This is a genomic window from Hyalangium minutum, assembly GCF_000737315.1.
In the GTDB taxonomy this organism is placed as follows: domain Bacteria; phylum Myxococcota; class Myxococcia; order Myxococcales; family Myxococcaceae; genus Hyalangium; species Hyalangium minutum.
In genome coordinates this window covers 147105-171803 of sequence record NZ_JMCB01000003.1, presented here as the reverse complement: position 1 = coordinate 171803, position 24699 = coordinate 147105, and the positions used below count along the sequence as shown (strand labels likewise).

The window sequence follows — 24699 nt, the reverse complement described above, 5'->3', positions numbered from 1 at the left end:
GCACGTTAACGGGCCGAGGCGCCCGGGGGCAACGCACAGTGCTCTACCCCGGGTTCAAGGCCTCCCCCGTCATCGGCACGAACCGCACGGGGAGCAGGTGCTCGACCCGGGGGACACCGCCTTGCCGGGCGCGGGTGATTCGCAGCAGTTCCTGGCTCTGCCCCTGGGAACCCACCGGGATGACCATGCGCCCCCCGGGCCGAAGCTGCCCGAGCAGCTTGGGAGGTACGGCCTCGGGAGCCGCCGTGCCGATAGTGGCGTCAAAGGGCGCGGCTTCGGGCCACCCCTGCGTGCCATCCCCCAGCCGCAGATAGACGTTCTCGAAGCCCAACTGCCTCAGCAGCTTCCTCGACGAGCGGGCGAGCGAGGGCACGATCTCCACGGAGTACACTTCCCGACACAGGAGCGCCAGGACGGCTGTCTGGTAGCCCGAGCCGGTGCCGATCTCCAGCACCCGCTCGTGTCCCTGCAGCTCGAGGGCTTGGGACATGAGCGCCACGATGTAGGGCTGGCTGATGGTCTGCCCATGACCAATGGACAACGGGGAGTCCTGGGTGGCGGCATCGCGCGCGGTCTCCGGAACGAAGTCCGCCCGGCTCAAGCGCCGGATTGCATCGAGCACCCGCCGATCTCGGATCCCCTGCCGCTCCAGGAAGTCCGCGAGCTCCAAGTCACCCATGGCCGCACCCCGCTCCTGGGAATCTAGCCACGGTGCGTGGGTCCTGGCAGGCGGCTACCCCACCTGGGCCAGCGCCAACCGGCCTTCCCACCGCTCCTCGAGCGCCTTGACCAGCCCCTGATGATCGGAGGCACGCAGGTGCGGATCCGCCTCCAGGATGCGCCGGGCCTCGACCTGGGCCACCGCGAGCAGATCCCCGTCCCTCGCCAGGTTGGCCACCGCGAGCTCGGGCATTCCGCTCTGCCGCGTGCCGAGGAATTCGCCGGGCCCGCGGATCTCCAGATCCTTCTCCGCGATGACGAAGCCGTCATTGCTGTGCTCCATCACCGACAGACGCTCGGTGGACTCCCAGGATCGGGCCGGGCTGGCCACGAGGTAGCAGTGGCTCACGGCGGCGCCGCGCCCCACCCGGCCGCGTAACTGGTGCAGCTGCGAGAGGCCGAAGCGCTCGGCGTGCTCGATGACCATCACCGAGGCGTTGGGCACGTCCACGCCCACCTCCACCACGGTGGTGCACACCAAGAGGTGGATGCGCTTCTGGCGGAAGTCCTCCATGACGGCGTCCTTCTCCTCGGGCTTCATGCGCCCGTGGAGCAGGCCCACCCGCGCCTGTGGGAACACCTGCTGGAGCTTGTCCGCGCCCCGCGTGGCGTCCTCCAGGTCGAGCTTCTCGGACTCCTCGACCAGCGGATAGACGACGTAGGCCTGGTGGCCCTTGGCCAGCTCGGCGGCCACACCTTCGTAGACGCGAGGACGGTGCTGCTCACTGAAGACACGGGTGGACACGGGCGTACGGCCCGGGGGCAGCTCGTCGATGATGGAGACGTCCAGATCTCCATAGAGCGTCATCGCCAGGGTGCGAGGGATGGGCGTGGCGGTCATCACCAGCACGTCCGGCTTGGGGCCCTTGCTCATGAGCGTGTGGCGCTGGAGCACACCGAAGCGGTGCTGCTCGTCGATGACAGCCAACCCCAGCCGATCAAAGGACATCTCTTCCTGGACGAGCGCGTGCGTGCCCACGGCGAGGTGGATCTCCCCTCGGGCCACGGCCTCGCGGACCTCGCGCTTCTGCTTGGCGGTACCGGCGGCGCTGACCAGCCCCACCCGGAACCCGAGCGGCTCCAGGAGGCGCTGGAAGGTGCGCTCGTGCTGCTCGGCGAGGATCTCCGTGGGCGCCATCACGGCCACCTGGTAGCCGTCCTGCAGCGCAACCAGCGCGGCCACGAGTGCCACGGCCGTCTTGCCAGAGCCCACGTCGCCCTGGACGAGCCGGTTCATGGGCTCGGAGCGAGCCATGTCCTGGGCAAGCTGCTCGACCACCCGGGACTGGGCGCCGGTGAGCTGGAACGGGAGCGCGCCCCGCGCCTGTGCCAGCCGCTCGGGGGAGACATTGAAGGCGATGCCCTTCTCCACCTTCACGCCTTGGCGCTTGAGCCCTACCCCGAGCTGCAGGAAGAACAGCTCATCGAACGCGAGCCGCCGGTGCGCGGGGCTGCGGTGCGCATCGAGCAGGCCCAGGTCCGACTCATCCGGGGGGAAGTGGATGCTGCGCAGGGCCTCGGTGAGCGTCATCAACCCCAGCCGCTTGCGGAGAGACTCGGGGAGAGGCTCCTCAAGGTGCTGGGCGTAGGAGTCGGCAACCCGAGCGGCGACCTCGCGGAACGAGCGCTGATCGCCCCGCTCGAAGCCTGGGTACACCGGGACGATGCGGCTGAAGTGGACGGAGGAGGACTCGATGTCCTCGGCAGGCTCGATCTCCGGGTGGGCCATCTCGCGCCCGGTGGTGGAGGCGCGCACCTCACCCGAGAGCACGATCCGCTTGCCCACCGTGAAGCGCGCCTTCAGCCAGGGGCCCGCGTGGAAGTAGGTGCAGGCGATGCTGCCGGAGCGGTCCGCGATGACGGCCTTGAAGTAGCGCTTGCCATTGCGGCCGGCGGCATAGTCCGCGTGCTTGACGATGCCCACGGTGACGCCGCGCTCGCCGGGGTTCAGCTCGGCGATGGTCAGCAGACGGCGCCGGTCCTCGTAGCAGCGCGGCAGCAGGAAGAGGATGTCACCCACCCGGCGCAAGCCCTTCTTGTTGAGGGCGCCCAGCAGACGCGGACCCAGCCGCTTGCCCAGCGTCTTGAGCGGAACGGACAGCGGTCCCGAGCGCGGCGCGATGGACAGGAGCTTCGCCTCGGCCCGGGATGCCTCTGCCCCAGGCGCGCTCTTGCGCTTCTTCGCGGGGGCGGCCTTCTTCTCGACCTTCTCCGCCTTCTCGGCCGCAGGAGACATCCGCGCAGCCGCAGGCCGGACCGGAGTCTCCGGAGAGAACCTCAACGCGGCGGGAGACGCGACGGGCTCTGAGGACTTCCAAGCGGGAACCGCCGCCGGGCGCTGTGCCGGACTCTCACGCTCCGGCTCCTGCCTGCCCGAGGGAGGCCTCACAGGCGCTACGGCTGCCTCTGCCCTCGCCTCGCCGCCGTCCCCCACGGGCTCGGGCAAGAAGCCGCCCGTCTCTCCGCGAATCACCTGCTCCAGCTCGGCCGGCAGGGCCACCCCGCCCATCTTCAGCGCCGCCACCACCCTCCGCAGGGCGGCCTTACGACGGTCCAACAGGGGGTGGTCCACATGGGGCAGCGCGGCGCGCAACAGCGACAGGGCACGCGGCTCCACGCCCGAGGCCCCCGCCAGGGTGCGCTCGATGACGCCACGCAGATCCCTCACGGTGGAGAGCTGGGCGAAGTCCCGCTGGCACGCGTAGCGCAGCGGTCCCACGAGGCTGGCAAGAGGATGGTTCACAAGCGGGTCCGAGCGCTCATCCTAAAAAGCAGGGATGACGTCCCGCACGAAATGAAAGCGGGGGAGCGAGCAGATGCCCACTCCCCCGGCAGCTGCATATCGCGAGGCGTCAAGGAGGGGACGGGGCGTCGTCCGGGGGATCCTCGAAGCGGATCTCCTCGATCTCGTACTCCTTCTCGCCTCCGGGACTGCGGACCACGGCGGTGTCGCCCATCTTCTTGCCGATGAGCGCGCGGGCCACGGGGGAGGTGACCGCCAGCCAGCGCTTCTTGATGTCGGCCTCCAGTTCCCCGACGATCCGGTACGTCACCGTCTTGTCGGTGTCCGAGTCCCGCAGCATCACGGTAGCGCCAAAGACGACGGCATCCCCCTTGAGCTTGCTGGTGTCGATCACCTCGGCTCGGGCGATCCAGTCATTGAGATCCAGGATGCGTCCCTCGATGTGGGACTGCTTCTCCTTGGCCGCGTGGTACTCGGCGTTCTCCTTCAGGTCACCATGGGCCCGCGCGACCTCAATCTCCCGAGTGATCTTCCCGCGCTCCACCGTCTGGAGGTGCTTGAGTTCCTCCTTGAGCTTGCGGAGACCATAAGGGGTCATCGGGATGTTCCCGCTCATCGACACAGCTCCTTCCGCCACCAGATGAGTGTTCGCCTGTCCGCCCCCTCGCCGGGGGTACCCGGAGCAGCCTTTACGAAGTTTCCGAATGTAGGAGACGAACGGCAACCGGGCAAACGAAAGCAGCGGGCGAGGCTGCCGGAAAGGTCCCGGGGTGGTGACCGGTGAACCCTGGACCTGGACGCGGACCCTGGGTGCGGATCTGCGGGTGGGCATGACGGCGATCTATTAAGGTGGACCCACGATGATCTCGGTCAAGGAAATGCGAGCGCTCGGCTCCGCTCTCACGCAGGCGAAGTTCCGCCAGCAGCTCGGGCCCTTCGTGCTGATTCAGCGGCCCCCGAGCCCTGAGTCCTCGGCGGTGTTGGACCCGACGCACACGGCGAACCGGGGCACCATCGAGCAGGGGATGCTCTCGCTGCTGTTCGAGTTCGAGGACCTGCTGGTGGCCACCCTCCCGCCGCTGAAGGAGCAGGACTCGCTGATGATCGGGCGACTGCCGGACTGCGACGTGGTGCTGGATGACGGCTCGGTGTCCAAGCAACACGCGGTGCTGCAGTGGAACGAGGCCGATCGCCGCTGCACGATGAAGGACCTGGGCTCGCGCAACGGCACGTTCCTCAACGGGACGATCATCATGAAGCGCGAGGTGACGCTCAAGGATGGGGACATCCTGAGCATCGGGTACGTGCAGTTCTGGTACCTGCTGACGGAGACGCTCTACACGCGGCTGCGCAACCCGCCGGGCCACATGGGCTCGAGCAGCGGGTGACGGCTAGAAGCTCCCGGACAGCCCTCCGAGGAAGCCGCCCCGAGGCGTCGCGCCGATCAACGGCGCCACGCGCAAGGCTTGAGCGGAGGAACTCCCAGCCCTCGCCTGGTAGGAGCTAGACGCGTTCATCGCGTGGGAGATCTCGTATCCGATCACGGCGCCCAGGACTGGCCCCACGATAAGGCCCACCGCCATGTAGCCCGGTCCGTCCTGGCTCAAGCCGTAGAGGAGCCCGGCCCCGGTGCCCAACAAAGTGCCCGCGAGCGACGGTAGGAAATCGCCTCGGCCTCCCAGTCCTTGCGCGGCGTACTGGACGCCCAAGGGAATGCCCACGAACACAGCCGGCACCGTGATGATGAGGATGGTGGCCGCGCACACCTCGCCCGAGCCGCAGCTCACATCCTCGAGCGCGGAGACGCCCGCGAGCAGCCCCACGATGCCCATCCCCACGCCGCCGAGCACCCCGCCGAACACCTCCGCGACGACGCGCGGAAACACGAGCGCGGGAGAGTCCTCGGTCTCGTACTTGTACTGGTAGGGGAAGAGCTCGCCCTTCGGCGCAGCCTGCTCAGAGGGAGCATCCACGGGAGCTGATTGGGCGAAGGAAACGCTCGCCGTGAGCAGACAGAGACTCAGTACGATGCGGAGAGGGAACACGGGGACAGCCTACCGCAGAAGGCTCTCCCCGGATCGCTCGCGCGCCAGCAACTCATGGCTGGGCCTTGAACGTCAAAACGCGGCGGAGGTTGGCGCGGATGCTGCTCTGGGGCACGAGCTGGAAGAGCCGGTCTCGCACCCAGCACGCCAGCGGGTTCCCCCACTGCCCCACCTCTCCGAGCCGCCGCGACTGGCTCACAAAGCCGTTGGCGCGAGTCACACGCAAGGCCTGGTAGCGGGTCAGCGCGGTGGACAGCTCCGGCTCGGAGGCCAGGCACCGTGCGAGCACCACCGCATCCTCCACCGCCTGTCCCCCACCCTGCCCCATGTTGGGCGTCATCGGGTGCGCCGCGTCCCCGAGCAACACCACGCGCCCCCGCGCCCAGCTCTGCACCGGCGGACGATCATAGATGTCGGTGCGAACGATGGCCGTGACCGGCGTCTGCTCGATGAGGGCTCGAATCGGCGAGTGCCAGTGGCCAAAGCGGAGCAGCAGCTCGCCGTAGGCATCCGGGGTGTCCACTCCGCCCGCAGGAGCGTTGGCGGTGGCGAACCAGTAGGTGCGCCCCTGTCCGATGGGCACGATGCCGAAGCGCAGACCCTGGCCCCAGCTCTCCGAGGTGAAGGCCGTGTCCGCGACTCCGGGGACCTCGCACACGCCCCGCCAGCTCGTGTACCCCGCGTATGGGGGATCACCATCCTGGAGGAGCTGCGCGCGCACGGTGGAGCGCAGGCCGTCGGCACCCACCAGGAGCTCTCCCGAAACCTCGCTGCCATCAGAGAGCCGGGCAACGACGCTTCCGGGTTCCTCACGGAAGCCCACCACTTGAGTGCCCAGCGTCAGCGGCTCCGGCCCCAGGGCCTTCTGGAGCACTTCCTGGAGCCGGGCCCGGTGAATGGCGATCATCGGAGCGCCAAGCTCCTGGGCCATCTCCCCCACGAGCATCGTCCCGAGCGAGCGGCCTCGCCAATCGAGAATGGAGCCACGCTGCATGGCCTGGCCCGCCGCGGCGACCTCGGCGTCGAGCCCGATCGTCCGGAACGCGAGGATCGCGTTGGTCTGCATGGTGATGCCCGCCCCCACAGGGCGCAGGGAGGCCGCACGCTCGAAGACCCGGACCGAGAAGCCAGCCCGGCGCAGCGCCACTCCCAGGGTGAGCCCTCCAATACCGCCTCCCGCAATCAGGACCGTCCTCTGCGTCTCCATGCCGAAGGTGTAGACTCAGGATTCCCGCAGGCACAACAGCTCTTTCACCACTCACGGTGAGCCAGACACCCGGACATGAAGCTCTACGCCATCAGCGATCTCCACGTCCGTGCCCCCGAGAACCGTGAGGCCCTCGCGCAGCTCTCGCCTCACCCGGACGACTGGCTCATCGTCGCCGGAGACGTGGGCGAGGCTCCCGAGGATCTGGAGTTTGCCTTCGAGACGCTGGCTCCGCGCTTCCGGCAGCTCCTCTGGGTCCCCGGCAACCACGAGCTGTGGACACTCTCCCAGAGCCCCTCGGCACCTCGGGGAGAGGCTCAGTACCAGCAGCTCGTCGACGTGTGCCGGAGCCACGGAGTCCTCACGCCCGAGGACCCGTATCCCCGGTGGCCCGGAGAGGGCCCTCCGCGGATCATCGCGCCGCTCTTCTTGCTCTATGACTACTCGTTCCGCCCGGATGACGTCCCCGAGCAGGACGCGGTGAATTGGGCCGTGGAGTCCGGTGTGCTGTGCGCGGACGAGTCGCTCCTGTTCCCCGATCCGTACCCCTCGCGCTCCGCGTGGTGCGCCGCGCGCTGTGAGCAGACCCGAAAGCGCCTGGAGGCCCTGCCCTCGGATTGCGCGACGATCCTCGTCAACCACTTCCCGCTGCGCCGGCACCACGCCCGCCTCCCGCGCATCCCCCGCTTCTCCATCTGGTGCGGGACGCGGCAGACCGAGGACTGGCCCCAGCGCTTCCGGGCCGAGGTCGTCGTCACCGGCCACCTGCACATCCCTCTCACCTTCTGGGAGGAAGGCGTGCGCTTCGAGGAGGTGTCGCTCGGGTATCCGAAGCAGTGGCGGCACCGGCGCACCATCAACGAAGCGCTCCGGCAGATCCTCCCGGCCACCACGCCCCCCTCTCCCACCCCCATCTATCGCGGGTGAACCGCGGCGCCGGGCTCTGCCGCCATTGTCGAGGGCCGCTCGATGGGGTTTCCTGCGGGCCACATGCGCTCGCGAACGCTCTCGTTGCTCCATGCCGTGGCCTGGGCCCTGGTGCTGCTGCTCGGTGGGGCCTGCGGCTCCTCGCAGGAGATGACCGTCACCCAGGACAGCCTGGAGCTCCGGAGCGAGGCGCGCGACGACGCCGACGTGGTGGAGAAGCTGCCGCTGGGCGCACGGGTCCAGGTGCACTCCCCTCGGTTCTGGGAGGACGCGGCGTGGTACCGCATCGAGGCGAAGGGAGGCACCCGCTGGACGAAGCTCGATGGACTGGCCCCCTACCCGCTCCGAGGCGAGACCCGGTTCGTGCGGCTGGAGGAGGTGCCCGTGCATGCGACGCGGGAGTCCTCGGGGCGCGTCGTGGAGACGCTGAAGCTGGGCACGGAGGTTCAGCTGCTGGCCCAGGAGCCTCCCGGCGCGGCGGAGTACCACGGGGTGATCCAAGGAGGGGCGCTGCGCGGCTACGTGGACGAGTTCGGGCTCTCGGCGGAGAAGCCTCTGACGCGCAACCTGCTGGAGGCCTCCAGCGAGTACCTCAAGAAGGGAGACTTCGAGCGAGCGAAGCCGCTGGCGAAGGCAGCCCTGGCGATGGCCGAGGGCAACGGCCGGAGCGGTGCGCTCGTGGAGGCGATCACCGTCGCTGAGACGGAGCCAGGAGAGCTGGGGCGAGAGCTGATTGACTTCACGGAGAAGGCGGCCACGGAGGCCGCGCCTCCCGCCAAGGGTACCCAGGGCTATGTCATCCCGTACCGGGCCTCGGTGCGCGAGGGCCCGGATGATCGAGATGCCATCGTGACCATGCTCCCGGTGAACGCAGCCGTGGAGGTGCTCAACGTCCAAGGGCCGTGGGCTCACGTGGCGCTCGTCGCGAAGAAGACGCCGTGGATGGCGGTGAACCTGGGGGATCTGGCGAAGATCGACGCGGGCGAGACCGCGGCGCTCTCTCCCGAACAGCGGGGCCTCAGCTCGCGGGGATACATGCGGCTCGCGGTCCTCCAGGCGAAGCGCCTCAGCGCCACCGAGCACCTGGCCCAGGTGAACACCCTCTCTCGTGAGGAGCACGGCCAGGAGCGGATGGAGTTGCTGAAACGAGCCCTCATCATCGCCGAGCCCCAGGAAGTGCCGCAGGTTGCTCCGGCGCTGATCGACGAGGCCTTCCACGGCGAGCGCTACCGGTTGGCGGTGGCCGCGGCAGTCCGGATGAAGGAAGCAGCGCCGGGAGGGACACTGGCCCAGAGCAAGGAGTGGAAGATCGAGACGGTGACGAGCATCTACGGGTGCTCGGGCTCGCCGCTGGCGGCGCAGGTCGAGACGCTGGAGTTCGATCCCGACGGCGAATATTCGAAGCCGTCGGGGAGCGTCTGCGCGCTGATAACGGGGCTCACCTCACCGTGCGACGTGTGCCTGTCGGACCTGTCCGAGTACGACGCCAAGGAGCGCGAGCACGTGCTGCGCAACAAGGTGGCGGTGGACGAGGCCCTCACGGACCACTCGGATGTGATCACGGCGTACGTGAAGGCCACCGCGCGCCTGGAGGATGCGTACCCGAGGCCTTCTCGAATGCGGGTGACGGTGCGCGCCGGCTCCGGGGCTCCGCCGGGGCGCCTCTTCCTGTTCGAGCTGCCGCTCGAGGTGGAGCGCTACGAGGCCCAGCTTCAAGTGAAGCCACTGTTCAAGGAGGCCCGGGTCTCGGAGATCGCCCTGCCCGAGTCCGCCGACGCGGGCCGCTGGGAGTACTGGATGAGCACGCTGCAGTGGGAGGACTCGGCCCACGGGGCACTGTTCTCCCCAGATCCCAAGACGGCGTGGAAGACGGTGCAGGCGTTCGCGCGCGGGGTGCAGTCCAAGCCCACGGAGCTGCTGGCACGCAACGAAACCGCAGGGGTGGTGTACGCGCTCCACCTCTCGGAGCACTGCGGCCGGTGCCCCTCGCGGCGGAAATAAGCCGCCCCAGATCCCTTCCTTCCCTGCCCTCACTGCGCCTTGAGCCGCTGCAAGACTCGGTCGTAGATCCACCGGCTCCGGGTGTGTGGCACGAAGAGGGTTCGATCCTTGAGGGCACGCAGCAGGTTGACGCCCTTCCACGCCATGCTGGTGTGGATGGCCTCCAGTTCCTGCTCTCGCTGCTGGCGAAAGAGCTGCTCGGACGCCAGCTCCGCCTGGAGGTTCGCGGCCTCGCCGACCTTCGCACCCAGCTCCGCCTCCAACGCCCGAGCCCGTGCCTCCAGCTCGGATCGCTGGTGCTGAAGCTGTGCCAAGAGCCTCTCGTGCTCGGCGCGCCGGGCCTGCTCCTCCGCCTCCCAATGACCCACCCGCTGCAGGGCCGTCGCAAGTTCCAGGCAGTAAAGCTCGGACCCCGCTCGGTACTGCAGGTGGTGGTTGGCCAGCAGAACCCTCATTAATTGGGGCTCATACCATTTCATTGGTGCTCATAGCATCTTTTCCTAACGCATTGCGCTGCTGCCGGAGCGCCCCTCTCAGGCGGCCCCGCGAGCGCTCGCGGCATGAATGGGCGGAGTCCGCTTCGCCCAGGGCCGAGCCCGCTCCAACTGCCCGGCCAGGCGGAACAGCGTCGCCTCATCCTCGAAGCGGCTCACGAACTGGACGCCCACGGGAAGGCCCTCGGCGCTCCAGTGGAGCGGCACGTTCATGGCAGGCTGGCCGGTGAGGTTGTACAGGGCCGTGAACGCGCAGTAGCCGAAGGCGTGCTGCATCCACTCGTCCGCCGTCGTCGGCGCGTTCGCGTTCAGCACCCCCAGCCGGTACGGCGCATAGGGCAGCGTGGGCGTGAGCAGCACGTCATACTGCAGGAAGAAGCGGCCCACCTCGCGCGAGAGGTGGTTCATGATCGCGAAGGCCCGCTGCAGCTCCACCGCCGTGAGCTCCCGGCCCTTCAGCACGGTGGCCCAGATCGAGGCCTCCAGCACATCCGGCCCTGGCGTGCGGCCCATCATCGCCGACATCCCATCCACCAACGCCGCTGTCCCCGAGCTCCAGAGCGCCGCCAGCGAGGTCCACATCGCCTGAGGGCGATACGAGGGCTTCGCCTCGATCACCTCATGCCCCAGCTCGCGGCACAGCTTCGCGGTGGCCTCCACCGCGGCCACGCACTCGGGGCTCACGGCAACCTGAGCGCCCGTATCCCAAGTGACGGCAATGCGCAGGCGCCCAGGCTCACGTGCCACCTCCTCCAGATACGGCCGCTCCGGAGGCGTGATCGAGTACCGGTCGCCCACGTCCGGCCCCAGCGTGGCATCCAACAGGGCCGCGCTGTCGCGGACCGAGCGCGACAGCACATGCTCCACGCCCAGCCCGTTCAGGCCCTCGGCCACATCCGGCCCTGACGGCGTCCGGCCGCGCGTGGGCTTCAGGCCGAACAGGCCACACAGCGAGGCGGGGATGCGGATGGAGCCCGCACCATCGTTCGCATAGGCCACGGGCACCATGCCCGCGCTCACCGCCGCCGCCGAGCCGCCGCTGGAACCTCCCGTGCTGTACTCCGGGTTCCACGGGTTGCGCGTGGGGCCGTGCAGTACGGGCTCGGTGCTGGCGTTGAAGCCCAGCTCGGGCGCGTTGGTCCTTCCCAGCGGGATGAGGCCCGCGCGCCGGTAGCGCGCCATGAGCGTGGTGTCGTGAGGCGCCACCATCCCCTGGAAGAGCCGGCTCCCCATGTCCGTGGGGACCCCGGCCATGTGCAACACCAGATCCTTCATCAGGAAGGGAACACCGGTGAAGGGGCCCTCGGGCAGCGGCTTGGCCAGCGTGGCCCGAGTCTCGGCCTCCACCAGGCCAATGACGGCGTTGAGGGAAGGATTCACCGCCTCGATGGCCGACAGCGCCACCTGGACGAGTTCCTCTGGCTTCACCTCTCGACGCCGGACGAGCTCCGCCAGGCCGAGCCCATCGAAGGTCACATACTCACGAAGATGCATGGCGGAGCTCCGCGGGCGGAGAGCACGCCCCTCCCCCTCCCGCAACCGAGAGAGGGGCGCTCTGAAACGGCTTACGGCACGAGCGTGATGCGGCCCAGCGAGGGGACCGTCAGCGGGTTGTTCACCCGCAGGTAGGCCTCGAGCGAGTCGAGATCGATCGGACCCGTAAGCAGACCCGTGCCCTCGGTGAACGCCAGGTAGCCGTCACCACCGCTGGCCATGAAGTTGTTCACCGTCACGCGGTAGCTCGCCGCCGGGTCAATCACCGTCCCGTTGAGCATGATGCTCGCCGGATCGATCTTGTCCCCCGCCGGCCCCGACTCCTTCCAGGTGTAGGAGAAACCCTCGGACACCTGCATGATGGAGACGTTGGCGCCCCACTGCTGCTCCAGCACCTTCTCGATCTGGGCACCCGTCAGGGTGAGCGTCACCAGGTTGTTGGCGAAGGGCTGAACGGTGAAGACCTCGCCGAAGGTGATGTCCCCGGCGTTGATGTCCGCGCGGATGCCGCCCGGGTTCTGGAACGCGATCACGGCGCCGCCCTTGGCCTCGTCCTTGGTGGCCGCGAGCATCCCGTCCGCAACGATGTTGCCCAGGATGGACTCACCCGACATACCCGCCGGCAGCGGCCGGATGGGGGCCTTCAGCTCCACCGGCGTGTTGCCGAGGATGCGGCTGGCCAGGGGCGTGGCGTCTTTGACGTATTTCTTCACCAGCGTATCGGCCGGGGTGTTCGCGTTGTCGCGGGTGACGATGTTGTTGTTGGCCACCTTCTCCACGATGTCGCCCGTGGAGGGATCCAGCGTCAGATCAATGGTGGTGAGCAGGCGCCCGAGGCTGGCCGCGCTGGTGACGAGCTTGCCGTCGATGGTGCAGTTGTACGCCTGGTGGGTGTGGCCGGAGACGACCACGTCCACCGCGTCATCGAACCGCTCGGTCAGCGCCACGATGGGACCGGAGATGCCGGCGCACTCATTGTAGTAGCCCGTGGCCACCTGCGCACCGCCCTCGTGGATGAGCACCACGATGGCCTCCACGCCCTGACTCTTCAGCTCGGGGACCAGCGCGTTGACCGTGTCCGCCTCGTCCTTGAAGGAGAGGTTCACGATGCCGGCCAGGTTCACGATGGTCGAGGTGCCCTCCAGCGTCATGCCGATGAAGGCGATCTTCTGGCCGCCGAACTCCTTGATGGTGTAGGCGTCCAGCAGGGGCTTGTTGGAGACCGTGTCGATCACGTTGGCCGACAGGAACTTGAACTTCGCGCCCGGGAACGAGGCGCTGGCCTCGCAGCCGTTGGCGTGGCAACCGCCGTTCTGCATGCGCAGCAGCTCGTCGCGGCCGTCATCGAACTCGTGGTTGCCCACGCCGTTGATGTCCAGGCCGATCAGGTTCATCAGCTCGATGGTGGGCTCGTCGTGGAAGATGCCCGACACCAGCGGCGAGGCGCCGATCAGGTCACCCGCGGACACCACCACCGTGTTCTCGTTGCGCTGGCGCAGCTTGTCGATGTGGTAGGCGAGGTACGCGCCGCCGCCCGCGTTCACATCCGCGCCCTTCCCATCGCTGGTCGGCACCCGGATGCGGCCGTTGCTCCCCGTGGGGGGCTCCAGGTTGCCGTGGAAGTCGTTGAAGGCGATCAGCTGGACCTTCGTCGGCGCCTGCGCGGGCGTCAGCTCATCTTCGCTGCAGCCAGCCGAGAGGGTGAGCACGGAGCCGGCAACGAGGGCCCCGAGCAACTTGAAGACGCTGGGACGCACCCGCGCATTCGAGAAGGAGGAAGAGTGGGAATGGGTCATGGGCGCGAAGGGAATACCTGAAAATGGATCCACACGGAACCACCGGCCCGTCACGATCCGGTGCTCATGCCGCACCGCGCCCCACATGCCGGAGGGTTATCGGTCTCCCCAGGCCAGACCCGCTCCCAGGGTGAAAGCGACGCCATGGCTCCACGTGCCGCCGGGAGGCTGGAGTCCCTGGTAGAGCACCTGTGCGCTCAGGGAGAAGGGGGTGGGCAGAGCCGCGTGCGCGCGCAACCCGGCAGGTACGCTGATCCGCTGTTGTCCCTCCCAAGGAACCAGGCCCACGCCCACGGCGGCCCGCAGATCGAGCCCCAGGGGATAACCGGGCCGGGCCGTCCACAGCGGCGGCGTGAGCAGGACCAGGGACGTGCCTCCCGAGCGTCGCGCGGCCTGCATGCTGCCCACACCTCGAGTCCAATCCAGCGACAGCATGAACGCACGAGGCAGCGGGAGTGCCGCGCGGAGGCCGAGCACCGAGGTGGTTCCTCGCGAGTCCCGGGTCACTCCGCCCAAGAGCTGCAGAGACAGCTCGGGCGATGGGCGGAAGCCGCGCAAGGCGACAGACTCCTTCGCGGCGGCGACCTCTTCGAAGCGATCACTTGCCCACTCGAGGAAGGCTCGGGTGTACGCCACCGCGCCGGAGACCCGCGCGTCCATGAAGGCAGCGTAGCCTGCGGGCTCGATGGGGTGGCGCTTGCCCTGCCAGCGCACCTCGCGAACGCCGAACGCGTTGCCCGCCTCTCCGCCGTAACTGCCGAAGGCTGCGGCGACACGGGTGGAAGGCTCGGACCAGAAGGCACTCCAGGGGATCGGACCGTGAGACGTGGGCAGTGAGTCGCTCCGCACGGCGGCCAGTGTCTCGCGCGCGAGCGCCTGCTGCGCCTCCGCACCCGGAAGTGGCGCCACCTGGCGGCTCGGAGCCCGCGCCAGCGAGGCACGGACCCCATACCGCTCGAAGCGATCCCACAGCCCGTGGTTCACCGGCACCACGTGGGGTGGCGAGGCCATGTCCTGCACGTGGTGGGCAAGGTGCCCCGCGCGATCGAAGGCACGCTCCAGATCGCCGTGGCGTGCGGCCTCCAAGGCCTCCTCCCAGAGTTCCCGCACCCGGGCGTCGGAGGCGTGGCGCAGAGCGGTATGGAGTGAGCCCTCGGGGCAATAGAAGTGGTGCCAGCCGGTCCACTTCACGTGGAGGTTGAGATCCTCGGCGGTGGCGCCATGCAGCACCGCGTCACGGTGTGCCGCGAGCAGCGGGCGCGCCTCGGAGCCTGCCGCCTTCAGCGCGGCCTCGGTCAGGGCCTGGTGGTCGCCCACGGAGAAGGCCGCCGCGGGCCGGGGCATCCCCAGCAGGAGGAGCAGCACGGCGGTGCAGCAGGCGGGCCTCACGAGACGCATGATGAAGCCAACGCCTCGGCGGGTCACATGCTCCCCTGCCCCACCGGCGCCAGGCTGCCTTGCAGACAGACAGCCTGCGCCACGCCTCTGCGGCTCAGAGTCCCCGGGGGCCCGTGGGCGGCAATCGCCGATTGAAGACGACGTTGGCCACGATGAAGGCCACCACGGCGATGGCCAAGGCAATCACCCAGAACCAGAAGCCCGAGCTCTGGGTCACCCAGCGGTCGTCAGTAGGCCCCATCCCCGGCTGGGCGAGCGCCAGGACCGGAGCGAGGAGAAACAGCACAAGGGCCGAAGTCGGAGTCGTTCGCATGGTCGTCCTCTCACTCGGAACGTTGGCATCCCGAGCCCCTGCTACAAGTTCCAGTGTCCCTCCGAGGGCCCGGCCATTAGCCTTGCCGGGCATGCTGACCGAAGTGCAGGCAGGCCCTTACACCGTCCGAGGGATCTCGGTAGCGGGGGTCTACACATCACTGCAGGTGCCGGAGTTGGGCGTGGTGCTGGACGCAGGCGTCCCGCTGCGGAGCTTCGCCACGACGGATCATCTCTTCCTGAGTCACGGCCACGCGGACCATGCGAGCGCCCTGGGTTCGCTGCTCGCGATCCGAGGGCTGGTAGGCAAGCACTCGCCCGCCCAGGTGTACCTCCCTGCGGAGATCGAGTCAGCGGTCCGCGAGGCGCTCGAGGCCCTGGGCCGCCTGCACCGCTCAGAGGTCGCGTACGAGACCATTCCCATGCTGCCAGGGGACACTCGCAAGGTGGACCGGGACATCTGGGTGCGTGCCTTCCGGACCCACCATGCGGGCCCATCGCTCGGCTACCAGTTCCTCAAGCGCGTCACGAAGCTGAAGCCCGAGCACCAGGGGCTCCCAGGCGAGGAGATCGCCCGCCTCCGGCGTGAGGGCACCCCTGGGATCTTCGAGGAGGTCGAGCGGCTCGAGGTGGCCTACGCCACGGATACATTGGCGCGGGTACTGGAGTCCGCGCCGTCGATCCTGGAGAGCCGGGTGCTCATCCTGGAGAGCACGTACCTGGACCCGAAACGGACCGTGGAGGAGACGCAGGAGCGCCTTCACACGCACCTGGACGAGATCATCGACCGGGCGGACCTGTTCAAGAACGAAGCGCTCGTGCTGATGCACTTCAGCCAGCTCTACGGGCCGCAGCAGGTGCACGATCTCATCCGCCAGCGAGTCCCGGAGGCCTTGAGACAGCGCATCCAGGTGTTCGCCCCCAGCACCAACGCCTGGTTCGGGTGAGCCGAAGCGAGTTCAGGGAGCAGCAGCGCGAGGGGGCCGCAGAGCCTGAAGCTCCGTCAGGACGGCCCGGAGCTGAGGCGACTCCATGACCTTCTCGGCCGAGGCGAAGAACTGCGACAGGTCCCCAAAACCCTGGTGCTCGTAGACGCAGGCCTGGAGCGACATCTCGAGCCGATCCACCTGGCGCACCAGCTTCGCCTCGAAGGAGGCGCCCTGCTCGTACTCCTCCCAGAGCGCGAGGTACTCGGCGCCACGCGGCAGCTTGCCGAGGATCTGCGCCACGGCCTGACGCTCCAGCGCGTGCTTCTGGGTGGGGTTCACGCCGTCGTGCGGAGTGATGTCACCGACACGGGCCTCCCCCAGATCGTGCAGCAGCGCGATCCGGACGACCTTGGAGGCATCCGCCTCGGGGAACCAACTGTCGGCGATGAAGAGGCACAGCAAGGCCACGCCGAGGGAGTGCTCGGCGACGCTCTCGCAGCGCTCGGGAGAAATGCCCACGCGGAGCCAGCCCTGACGGTAGAGCTGCTTCAGGTGGTTGAACTCGAAGTAAGCCTCGATCAGCGGGAGCGCCGCCTTGCCACTCAGGTGGGAAATGGGCGGCGAAGCTTTCGTCCGCATGCGATCAGGGCGTGGGCACAGGAGCAGGCTTCTTGGCCGGCTCCTCTTCCATCGGAACGCCCGCCGGCATGAACTCACCGGTGGAGGGATCCACCGTCCACAGCGAGTAGCGCCGCGTCGTCACGTCCTGGAGCACCCCATCCACGTAGCAGAGCACGTACACGTTGGTGGACGGCTCGGTGACGGAGAACACACCGTACTGGACGCACTCCGCCCCGTCCGCCCGGGTAGTCTTGCCAATGGGGTTGCCCAGCCGCGCGACCACGTCCGCCTGGGACATGCCCGGCTGAACCATCTTGAAGCCATGCGCCGTGACGATGCGCACCGCGTGCTCCTGCCCGTGCATCGACCCCCAGGCCGCGAGCAGCCCCAGGAGCGGCACCAACAGCACGAAGAGCCAGCGCACCTTCGAGGTGCGCTCCTCGCGGAACGCGGTGAAGAGGCTCTCATTGCTGGGAGCCGTCTGCGCAACCACCGTCAAGGTCGGGGAAGAAGTCATGCTCGTGTCTGGAGTATTCACGAATGTATGCCCAACGCCTATTCCCCGGGGACTCATTCCCCGCTCTGTTGCTGGGCGAGCAACCTCTCCGCTCCCGCCGCCACCAGCGCGCCCACGGTGTAACAGACCAGATCCGATCCCAGAAAACCACGTCCGAGCACCAGTGCCCCCAGGCGATGTGCGCGCAGCGCATCGATCCAGGGGGCACGGTAGAGCTGACTGAACTCGACCGCGAAGGAGATCGCCAGCGCCGCCCCTGCCGCCTGGGCCACCGAGAGGCGGGGCCAGACAAAGACGAGGCACACGTACACCATCATCGTCCAGAGCGTGTCCCCCGCGTATTCCGCGACGAAGGAGGGCAGCCAGGGAGCCCCCGAGCGCGAGCCCAGCCCCAGCACGGGCAGCAGCAGCAGCAGCGGCAGGATCCGCCACCGGGAGCGCGCTGGGTCCGCAGGAGCCACCAGGGTAGCGGGGAGACGCATCCCCCCATTCTATGCGACTGCCTGGAGGGGATTCAGGCATCCTCTCGGGCACCGCACACCGCGCTCACCGGACACAGGAGGTCTCACGCCATGCAGCACGCCTACGCGGACGTCAACGGCATCCGTATGCACTATGTGACTCAGGGAACGGGTGAGCCCCTCCTGTTCCTCCACGGCTTCCCCGAGTACTGGGGCGTCTGGAAGGGCTTGATGGCGGAGTTCTCAAAGGACCACCGGGTCATCGCCCCAGACCTCCGGGGCTACAACCTCACCTCTCGCCCCACGGACGTCGAGGCGTACCGCATCGAGAACCTCGTAGAAGACGTGCGCGCGCTCGTGGAGCACCTGGGCCTGCGCAGGCTCACGGTGGTGTGCCAGGACTGGGGTGCGCTCCTGGGCTGGAGCTTCGTGCTTCGTCACCCGGAGCTCATCCGCCGCTTCGTCACGGTGAACATCACCCACCCCGCCCTCTTCAACCGCGATCTGCGCGAGAACCCCAAGCAGCAGGAGGCCAGCCAGTACATGCTGGGCTTCCGGACCCCGGGCTTCGACCAGCAGATCTCCGGCAATGACTTCGCCTTCGCGAAGCAGGCCATCTTCGAGGATGCCCGTCAGCACGGCGCCGCGCTCTCCGCCGAGGACGAGGCCGAGTGGCTCCAGGCCCTGAAGCAGCCCGGGGCCGTCGACGCCGGCCTCAACTACTACCGGGCTGCCCAGATCGGCCCTCCAGACGGACAAGGCTCTCCGGGTGGCAGCAACTTGATGGACGGGCTCTCCCAGGAGCAGTGGAAGGTCCGCTTCCCCGTGCTCGTGCTCTGGGGAGAGCAGGATCCCTACCTCTTGCCGAGCGGCCTCGAGGGACTCGATCAGCTCGCACCCGATCTCACGATCCACAAGATCCCGGGAGCAACACACTGGGTCACCCTGCAGAAGCCAGCCGAGGTCATCCGGCACCTGCGCGACTTCATCGCCCGGAAGGGCTGAGCAGCAAGCCCCCCGACAGTCGAGGGGCTCGTCCGTTCATCCGAGAAGCTGGGCGACGAGCCCTGGGAAGTCCGTGCCTGGGGGCAGGCGGCCCTCGGCATGCTCGGGACGGCCACCGCCTCGGCCTCCCGCAGCCTCGGCCAGACGCTTGAGGAAGGCGCCACACCCGAAGCTGGAGCCACTCCCTCGAGCGATCAGCACTGGCATGCCCTCGGGCGCGCGGCCCGCGAGCAGCACCACGGACTCTGGCTGGGACGTGAGCCTCGCGGCGATCGCGCGCAGCGACTCGGGGTTGGCGCCCTCGAGCACCGCCACCACCCGGCGCTCCGGAGACTTCTCCAATGCAGCGGCCAGCTCCACGGCGGCCTGATCAGCCAGTTTCGCCCGGACCGCACCCAGCGCCTCCCGCGTCTCGGTGAGATCGCGACGGATCTTGTCGATCACCACCGGCACCTCGCCCGGGCCGCACGTGAAGGCGCGGCTCAGGCCCCGGAGCGTCCCGGCCTCCTGCCACAGCTCGGTCCGCGCACGGCGGCCGGCGGAGAACGACACGCGTCCCTTACCTTTATAGCGCTCCACACCGAGCACCCGGATCATCCCCACCTGCGCCGACCGCGTGCAGTGGGTCCCTCCGCAAGGGGACACATCGAACTCGCCGATCTGCACCACGCGGATGTTGTCCGTCACCTTGGGAGCCCGGCGCAGCGGCAGAGCCGCCAGCTCCTCGACCGTCGGGAAGAAGGACCGGATCGCCACGTCGTCATCGATCACCGAGTTGACCAGTTCCTCCGCCTCGGCGACGCGCGCCTCGTCAAGGACTTCCAGATCCACGTCGATGGTGCAGAGCGTCTCGCCCAGGCGCGAGGAGATGGTGTTCGCCTGAGCCACATCCACCAGGGCCCGCGAGAGCATGTGCTGGCCCGTGTGCAGCGCCATGTGCACGCGGCGGCGGGCCCGATCGATCTGTCCCGCCAGCTCGGCGCCCACCTCGGGCAGCGCCTTCCCCTCGGACAGCTCCAGCACGTGGTGGACCACCCCCGCGTCATCCACCTGCACGTCCTTCACCGCGTAGCCGCCGAGCAGCCCGCGATCCGCCATCTGACCGCCAGCCTCCGGGTAGAAGGCCGTGCGATCGAGCACAACCGACAAGGTCCCATTCCAGGCGGCGTGCGCAATCACGCGTCCGGTGAATTGGTGAAGGAAAGGATCGCTGAAGTAGAGGCGTTCGGTGGAGGCCATGACAGAGGAAGGGATAACACGGCAGCAGGTGCGTCACGCTCCCCTTGACGCGCTGCGTGGATCTGGAAGAACGCCGCCCTGGCTCTGCGCGAACCCGCCATGCCTGCTTCCTGTCCCCCCAACCAAAGCAGCCCCTCTTCAGACTCTCCTTTACCCAACCTGACGCGCCGCATTACCATCCGAGGTTCGCGAGTGAACACGCTGTGCCTAGCAGTGAAGGAGGGAATCTACTGATGTCGCACGTCCCGGGGCGGTATGGGCTGTATGAACCCGAGACGGAGCACGACGCCTGCGGCGTTGGCTTCGTGGCCCATATCAAGGGCGATCGGTCGCGCGGCATCGTCGACGACGCGCTGGAGCTGCTCAACCGGCTGAGTCACCGCGCGGCGGTGGGCAAGGACCCCGAGACCGGTGACGGCGCGGGCATCCTCGTGCAGCTGCCGCACCGGCTCTTCGAGAAGGAGGCCAGCAAGCACCGCATCGATCTGCCGCCTCGCCGCCAGTACGCGGTGGCGCAGACGTTCCTGCCCTCCGATCCGTTTGCCCGCACGGCGTGTGAGCGCATCCTCGAAGAGGTGGTGGCCGAAGAGGGCCAGCGGGTGCTCGGCTGGCGAGACGTACCCGTGGCTCCGGAGCACCTGGGCTCGGTGGCGCGCGAGGTGGCTCCCGTCATCCGCCAGCTCTTCGTGGCCCGGCGCCGCGTGGTGCCCAGCGCCTTCGAGCGCAAGCTCTACCGCATCCGCAAGCTCGCCGAGAGCCGCGTGCGTGAGAGCGGCATGGACACGTGGGGCCGCTTCCACATCGCCAGCTTCTCGGCGGAGACCATCATCTACAAGGGTCTGCTCCTGCCCCGGCAGTTACCTCGCTTCTACGAGGATCTGCGGCACCCGGAGCTGGTGAGCGCGCTGGCGCTGGTGCACTCGCGCTTCTCCACCAACACCTTCCCCACGTGGGAGCTGGCACAGCCGTTCCGCTACATCGCCCACAACGGCGAGATCAACACGCTGAGCGGCAACCGGAACTGGATGACGGCCCGCCGCGGGCTGCTCCAGTCGGCCCGGTTCGGCGGCAGCCTGGAGTCGCTCTACCCGCTCATCGTCCCGGGCAAGAGCGACTCGGCCCAGTTCGACAACATGGTGGAGCTGCTCTACCTGGGTGGGCGCACGCTGCCGCACTCGATGATGATGATGATCCCGGAGGCGTGGGAGGGCCACGCCACCATGAACGACGAGCGGCGCGCCTTCTACGAGTACTCCTCGGCGCTGATGGAGCCGTGGGACGGCCCCGCCGCTATCGCGTTCACGGACGGCCAGATGATCGGCGCCACGCTGGATCGCAACGGCCTGCGCCCGGCTCGCTACCTCATCACCGAGGATGATCGCCTCATCCTGGCCTCGGAGACGGGTGTCATCGACGTGCCCGCAGCCCAGGTGCGGCGCAAGGGCCGGCTCACACCGGGCAAGATGCTCCTGGTGGACACCGCCGAAGGCCGCATCGTCGAGGACGAAGAGGTGAAGGCGGACATCGCCGGCCGCTGGCCGTACCGCCGCTGGCTGCAGCGCAACCTCTCCACCTTCGCGGACCTCCCGGAGCGGCCCGCTCCGGCGCGGCTCGTGGGCGAGGAGCTGTGGCGGCTCCAGCGCGCCTTCGGCTACACGGACGAGGACGCGCGGCTGATCCTCCAGCCCATGGCGGAGACGGGCAAGGAGCCGGTGGGCTCCATGGGCACGGACACGCCGCTGGCGGTGCTCAGCGATCAGGCCCCGAGCCTCTTCTCCTACTTCCACCAGCTCTTCGCGCAGGTGACCAACCCGCCGATCGATCCGATCCGCGAGTCGCTGGTCATGACGCTGAGCACGGCGCTGGGCCCCGAGGGCAACACCTTCGAGGAGACTCCGGAGCAGTGCCATCGGCTGGCACTCCCGGGCCCCATCATCACCAACGAGCATCTGGCGAAGCTGGCCGGCATCCGGGACGAGGGCATCTTCGAGACGCGATCGCTCTCACTGCTTTACACCGTGAGCGGGGGCGACGGCGCGCTGGAGCAGGCGCTGGAGTGGATGTGTGACGAGGCCGTGAAGGCCGTGGACTCGGGCGTCAACATCCTGGTGCTGAGCGATCGGGGTGTGGACGCGGCCAACGGCGCCATCCCGGCGCTGCTGGCGCTGTCGGCGGTGCACCAACGGCTGGTGCGGGATGGTATCCGCATGTACACCGGCTTGGTGGTGGAGACCGCCGAAGCCCGCGAGGTGCACCACTTCGCGCTCCTGTTCGGCTACGGCGCCTCGGCGGTAAACCCGTACCTGGCGCTGGACTCGCTGCGCGCCATGGCCGAGTCCGCCGAACTGCAGGTGAATGCCGAGAAGGCGCAGGAGCAGTACATCCACGCCATCGAGGAGGGCCTGCTCAAGGTGATGTCGAAGATGGGCATCTCCACGCTGCAGTCCTACCGCGGCGCCCAGCTCTTCGAGGCCGTGGGCCTGAAGCGAGGGCTCATCGAGAAGCACTTTACGGGCACGGCCTCGCGCGTGGAGGGAGTAGGCCTGCTCGAGCTGGGACGCGAAGTGGTAGAGCGGCACGCGCGCGGCTTCGGCCCGGCAGCGGCCTCCGAGGAGGGGCTTCTGCCTGCCGGTGGCCACTACCAGTGGCGGCGCCGGGGCGAGACGCACAAGTGGAACCCGGCCACGCTGGCGAAGCTCCAGGCGGCGGTGCGCGAGAACGACACGGCCGTGTTCGCCGAGTACTCGAAGCTGGCGGACGACGAGACGCGCGAGCAGTGCAACCTCCGTGGGCTGCTCGAGGTCGTCACGGAGGGACGCAAGCCGATCCCGCTGGATCAGGTGGAGTCAGCGACGGAGATTGTCCGGCGCTTCGTGACGGGCGCCATGTCCTTCGGATCGATCAGCGCCGAGGCGCACGAGACGCTGGCCATCGCGATGAACCGGATTGGAGGGCGCTCCAACAGCGGCGAGGGTGGAGAGGAGGCTCACCGCTACTCGCTGGACGAGAACGGGGACTCGCGCCGCAGCGCGATCAAGCAGGTGGCCAGCGCCCGCTTCGGCGTCACCACCGAGTACCTCGTGAACGCAGTGGAGTTGCAGATCAAGGTCGCCCAGGGCGCCAAGCCCGGTGAGGGCGGCCAGCTCCCGGGCCACAAGGTAGACGAGCGGATCGCCCGGGTGCGCTGGTCCAACCCCGGGGTGACGCTGATCTCGCCGCCGCCGCACCACGACATCTACTCCATCGAGGATCTGGCGCAGCTCATCTATGACCTGCAGTCGGTGAACCCCGACGCGCGCATCAGCGTGAAGCTGGTGAGCGAGGTGGGCGTCGGCACCATCGCGGCCGGCGTGGCGAAGGCGGGAGCGGGCTGCGTGGTCATCTCTGGCTACGAGGGCGGCACGGGCGCCTCGCCGCTGTCGAGCATCAAGCGCGCGGGCCTGCCCTGGGAGCTGGGGCTGGCGGAGACGCAGCAGGTGCTGGTGCACAACGGCCTGCGCGATCGCATCCGCGTGCAGGTGGACGGCGGCCTCCGCACGGCGCGGGACGTGCTCGTCGCGGCGCTCATGGGCGGCGAGGAGTTCGGCATGGCCACCGCGAGCCTGGTGGCGGTGGGCTGCGTGATGCTGCGCAAGTGCCACCTCAACACCTGCTCGGTGGGCATCGCCACGCAGGATCCCAAGCTGCGTGAGCGCTTCCAGGGCAAGCCCGAGCACGTGGTGAACTTCTTCTTCCTGGTGGCCGAGGAGCTGCGCCGGCAGATGGCGGCTCTGGGCGTACGGAAGCTGGAGGAGCTGGTCGGCCGGGTGGATCTGCTGCGGCAGCGGAAGGACTCGACGCACTGGAAGGCACAGCGTGTGGATCTCTCCGCGCTGCTGGCGACTCCACGTGCACCCGAGACCGAGCCTCGGCGCTGTAGCACGGCCCAACGCAAGGATGTGTCGGACCACCTGGATCTCGAGCTCCTCAAGCACGCGCGGGCCACGCTGGATGGCGGCGCGCCCACGATGCTGGTCCGGCCGGTGAGCAACACCCACCGCGCCGTCGGAGCGATGCTCTCCGGGGAGATTGCCAAGCGCCACGGCTCTCGCGGGCTGGCGGATGGACAGATCCGCATCCGGTTGCATGGCTCCGCGGGTCAGAGCTTCGGCGCGTTCCTGACCAGTGGCGTGACGCTGGAGCTGGAGGGCGACTCCAACGACTACCTCGGCAAGGGGCTCTCGGGTGGGCGGGTGATCGTCTACCCGCCCGCGGACAGCCGCTTCACGCCCGAGGAGAACGTGCTGGTGGGCAACACGGTGCTCTACGGCGCCACCGCGGGCGAGGTGTACCTGCGCGGACTGGCCGGTGAGCGCTTCGCGGTGCGCAACAGCGGCGCCCAGGCCGTCGTGGAGGGCGTGGGGGACCACGGCTGCGAGTACATGACGGGTGGCGTGGTGGTGGTGCTAGGGCCGACGGGACGGAACTTCGCGGCGGGCATGAGCGGCGGCATGGCGTTCGTGCTCGACCGGGAGCGCTCGTTCCGCAAGCGCTGCAACCTGGAGATGGTGGAGCTGGAGTCCCTGGTGGACGAGTCGGAGATCTGGCTCGTGCACGGGATGATCGAGCGCCACTTCCAGCACACGGGGAGCACGCTGGCGCGCCGGGTGCTCGACAACTGGGAGCTGATGGTGCCGCAGTTCGTGAAGGTGATGCCCACGGATTACAAGCGCGTGCTCCAGGCGCGCCGCGCGGCGCGCAAGCCGACCACACTGGTTCCTCATCGGCGGGTTGCCGGGGCGGAGGGCTGA

The 24699-nt window shown here is 68.5% G+C and carries 20 protein-coding genes; 6 read left to right on the top strand and 14 right to left on the bottom strand.

What is annotated here, in order from left to right; genetic code table 11:
* Positions 1-43: 43 nt before the first annotated feature.
* From DB31_RS07400 to greA, 3 genes are all read right to left on the bottom strand, one after another.
* Positions 44-679, bottom strand: a complete 636-nt coding sequence (locus DB31_RS07400) for a protein-L-isoaspartate(D-aspartate) O-methyltransferase (protein WP_044184521.1) — start codon at positions 677-679, stop codon at positions 44-46.
* Between the two features lie 54 nt (positions 680-733).
* Complete coding sequence (gene recG, locus DB31_RS07395) at positions 734-3430, bottom strand: ATP-dependent DNA helicase RecG (RefSeq protein WP_420806682.1); 2697 nt, start codon at positions 3428-3430, stop codon at positions 734-736.
* Positions 3431-3572: 142 nt separating this feature from the next.
* Complete coding sequence (greA, locus tag DB31_RS07390) at positions 3573-4079, bottom strand: transcription elongation factor GreA (protein ID WP_044184515.1); 507 nt, start codon at positions 4077-4079, stop codon at positions 3573-3575.
* 244 nt (positions 4080-4323) lie between these two features.
* On the opposite strand from greA, the gene DB31_RS07385 reads away from it, so the two are divergent.
* On the top strand, positions 4324-4851 hold the full coding sequence (locus tag DB31_RS07385; RefSeq protein WP_044184513.1) for an FHA domain-containing protein: 528 nt from the start codon (positions 4324-4326) through the stop codon (positions 4849-4851).
* A 3-nt stretch (positions 4852-4854) separates the two neighbouring features.
* Here the strand turns inward: DB31_RS07385 and DB31_RS07380 are convergent, their stop codons facing one another.
* Both DB31_RS07380 and DB31_RS07375 read right to left on the bottom strand, forming a co-directional pair.
* On the bottom strand, positions 4855-5436 hold the full coding sequence (locus DB31_RS07380) for a hypothetical protein (protein ID WP_157231864.1): 582 nt from the start codon (positions 5434-5436) through the stop codon (positions 4855-4857).
* 124 nt (positions 5437-5560) lie between these two features.
* Positions 5561-6715, bottom strand: coding sequence for an FAD-dependent monooxygenase (locus DB31_RS07375; protein WP_044184508.1), 1155 nt, complete (start codon positions 6713-6715; stop codon positions 5561-5563).
* Between the two features lie 75 nt (positions 6716-6790).
* Here DB31_RS07375 and DB31_RS07370 point away from each other — a divergent pair, with 75 nt between their 5' ends.
* Complete coding sequence (locus DB31_RS07370; protein WP_044184504.1) at positions 6791-7642, top strand: metallophosphoesterase family protein; 852 nt, start codon at positions 6791-6793, stop codon at positions 7640-7642.
* Positions 7643-7705: 63 nt separating this feature from the next.
* Complete coding sequence (locus DB31_RS07365) at positions 7706-9643, top strand: SH3 domain-containing protein (RefSeq protein ID WP_157231863.1); 1938 nt, start codon at positions 7706-7708, stop codon at positions 9641-9643.
* 29 nt (positions 9644-9672) lie between these two features.
* Here the strand turns inward: DB31_RS07365 and DB31_RS07360 are convergent, their stop codons facing one another.
* The 5 genes from DB31_RS07360 to DB31_RS07340 all read right to left on the bottom strand — a co-directional run bounded on the left by DB31_RS07360 (position 9673) and on the right by DB31_RS07340 (position 15138).
* Positions 9673-10098, bottom strand: a complete 426-nt coding sequence (locus tag DB31_RS07360; protein WP_157231862.1) for a hypothetical protein — start codon at positions 10096-10098, stop codon at positions 9673-9675.
* A 78-nt stretch (positions 10099-10176) separates the two neighbouring features.
* A complete protein-coding gene (locus DB31_RS07355) occupies positions 10177-11631 on the bottom strand; it encodes an amidase (protein ID WP_044184494.1) in 1455 nt (484 codons plus the stop codon).
* Positions 11632-11702: 71 nt separating this feature from the next.
* Positions 11703-13427, bottom strand: coding sequence for a bifunctional metallophosphatase/5'-nucleotidase (locus tag DB31_RS07350; RefSeq protein ID WP_044186106.1), 1725 nt, complete (start codon positions 13425-13427; stop codon positions 11703-11705).
* Positions 13428-13523: 96 nt separating this feature from the next.
* Positions 13524-14825: a phospholipase C/P1 nuclease family protein gene (locus tag DB31_RS07345; RefSeq protein WP_240486575.1), complete on the bottom strand. Its 1302-nt coding sequence runs from the start codon at positions 14823-14825 to the stop codon at positions 13524-13526.
* Positions 14826-14919: 94 nt separating this feature from the next.
* Complete coding sequence (locus DB31_RS07340) at positions 14920-15138, bottom strand: hypothetical protein (RefSeq protein WP_157231861.1); 219 nt, start codon at positions 15136-15138, stop codon at positions 14920-14922.
* Positions 15139-15229: 91 nt separating this feature from the next.
* On the opposite strand from DB31_RS07340, the gene DB31_RS07335 reads away from it, so the two are divergent.
* The gene (locus DB31_RS07335; protein WP_044184488.1) at positions 15230-16084 is read left to right on the top strand and encodes an MBL fold metallo-hydrolase; all 855 of its coding nucleotides are present in this window, start codon (positions 15230-15232) and stop codon (positions 16082-16084) included.
* A gap of 12 nt (positions 16085-16096) precedes the next feature.
* Here the strand turns inward: DB31_RS07335 and DB31_RS07330 are convergent, their stop codons facing one another.
* The 3 genes from DB31_RS07330 to DB31_RS07320 are packed head-to-tail and all read right to left on the bottom strand — an operon-like array spanning position 16097 to position 17686.
* Positions 16097-16705 (bottom strand): HD domain-containing protein, encoded by a 609-nt coding sequence (locus DB31_RS07330; RefSeq protein WP_044184486.1) that lies wholly within the window; start codon positions 16703-16705, stop codon positions 16097-16099.
* Between the two features lie 4 nt (positions 16706-16709).
* Entirely contained in the window at positions 16710-17204 is a 495-nt protein-coding gene (locus tag DB31_RS07325; protein WP_044184483.1) for a hypothetical protein, read from the bottom strand.
* A gap of 53 nt (positions 17205-17257) precedes the next feature.
* Positions 17258-17686 carry a ribosomal maturation YjgA family protein gene (locus DB31_RS07320; protein ID WP_044184480.1) on the bottom strand — a complete coding sequence of 143 codons (429 nt, stop codon included), beginning with the start codon at positions 17684-17686 and terminating at the stop codon, positions 17258-17260.
* A 90-nt stretch (positions 17687-17776) separates the two neighbouring features.
* Here DB31_RS07320 and DB31_RS07315 point away from each other — a divergent pair, with 90 nt between their 5' ends.
* Entirely contained in the window at positions 17777-18670 is an 894-nt protein-coding gene (locus DB31_RS07315) for an alpha/beta fold hydrolase (protein ID WP_044184475.1), read from the top strand.
* A 36-nt stretch (positions 18671-18706) separates the two neighbouring features.
* On the opposite strand, the gene DB31_RS07310 is transcribed toward DB31_RS07315, so the two are convergent.
* Positions 18707-19819, bottom strand: a complete 1113-nt coding sequence (locus DB31_RS07310; RefSeq protein WP_276203610.1) for an alanyl-tRNA editing protein — start codon at positions 19817-19819, stop codon at positions 18707-18709.
* 323 nt (positions 19820-20142) lie between these two features.
* On the opposite strand from DB31_RS07310, the gene gltB reads away from it, so the two are divergent.
* Positions 20143-24699 (top strand): glutamate synthase large subunit, encoded by a 4557-nt coding sequence (gene gltB, locus DB31_RS07305; RefSeq protein ID WP_420806670.1) that lies wholly within the window; start codon positions 20143-20145, stop codon positions 24697-24699.

What these genes read in the sequence shown, in the direction of transcription:
- DB31_RS07345 (WP_240486575.1), bottom strand. Translation starts at nt 14,825, where the DNA reads ATGCGTCTCGTGAGGCCCGCCTGCTGCACCGCCGTGCTGCTCCTCCTG.
- DB31_RS07325 (WP_044184483.1), bottom strand. Translation starts at nt 17,204, where the DNA reads ATGACTTCTTCCCCGACCTTGACGGTGGTTGCGCAGACGGCTCCCAGC.
- DB31_RS07370 (WP_044184504.1), top strand. Translation starts at nt 6,791, where the DNA reads ATGAAGCTCTACGCCATCAGCGATCTCCACGTCCGTGCCCCCGAGAAC.
- DB31_RS07400 (WP_044184521.1), bottom strand. Translation starts at nt 679, where the DNA reads ATGGGTGACTTGGAGCTCGCGGACTTCCTGGAGCGGCAGGGGATCCGA.
- DB31_RS07365 (WP_157231863.1), top strand. Translation starts at nt 7,706, where the DNA reads ATGCGCTCGCGAACGCTCTCGTTGCTCCATGCCGTGGCCTGGGCCCTG.
- DB31_RS07360 (WP_157231862.1), bottom strand. Translation starts at nt 10,098, where the DNA reads ATGAGGGTTCTGCTGGCCAACCACCACCTGCAGTACCGAGCGGGGTCC.
- greA (WP_044184515.1), bottom strand. Translation starts at nt 4,079, where the DNA reads ATGAGCGGGAACATCCCGATGACCCCTTATGGTCTCCGCAAGCTCAAG.
- DB31_RS07375 (WP_044184508.1), bottom strand. Translation starts at nt 6,715, where the DNA reads ATGGAGACGCAGAGGACGGTCCTGATTGCGGGAGGCGGTATTGGAGGG.
- gltB (WP_420806670.1), top strand. Translation starts at nt 20,143, where the DNA reads ATGTCGCACGTCCCGGGGCGGTATGGGCTGTATGAACCCGAGACGGAG.
- DB31_RS07315 (WP_044184475.1), top strand. Translation starts at nt 17,777, where the DNA reads ATGCAGCACGCCTACGCGGACGTCAACGGCATCCGTATGCACTATGTG.
- DB31_RS07330 (WP_044184486.1), bottom strand. Translation starts at nt 16,705, where the DNA reads ATGCGGACGAAAGCTTCGCCGCCCATTTCCCACCTGAGTGGCAAGGCG.
- DB31_RS07350 (WP_044186106.1), bottom strand. Translation starts at nt 13,427, where the DNA reads ATGACCCATTCCCACTCTTCCTCCTTCTCGAATGCGCGGGTGCGTCCC.
- DB31_RS07340 (WP_157231861.1), bottom strand. Translation starts at nt 15,138, where the DNA reads ATGCGAACGACTCCGACTTCGGCCCTTGTGCTGTTTCTCCTCGCTCCG.
- DB31_RS07320 (WP_044184480.1), bottom strand. Translation starts at nt 17,686, where the DNA reads ATGCGTCTCCCCGCTACCCTGGTGGCTCCTGCGGACCCAGCGCGCTCC.
- DB31_RS07355 (WP_044184494.1), bottom strand. Translation starts at nt 11,631, where the DNA reads ATGCATCTTCGTGAGTATGTGACCTTCGATGGGCTCGGCCTGGCGGAG.
- DB31_RS07385 (WP_044184513.1), top strand. Translation starts at nt 4,324, where the DNA reads ATGATCTCGGTCAAGGAAATGCGAGCGCTCGGCTCCGCTCTCACGCAG.
- DB31_RS07335 (WP_044184488.1), top strand. Translation starts at nt 15,230, where the DNA reads ATGCTGACCGAAGTGCAGGCAGGCCCTTACACCGTCCGAGGGATCTCG.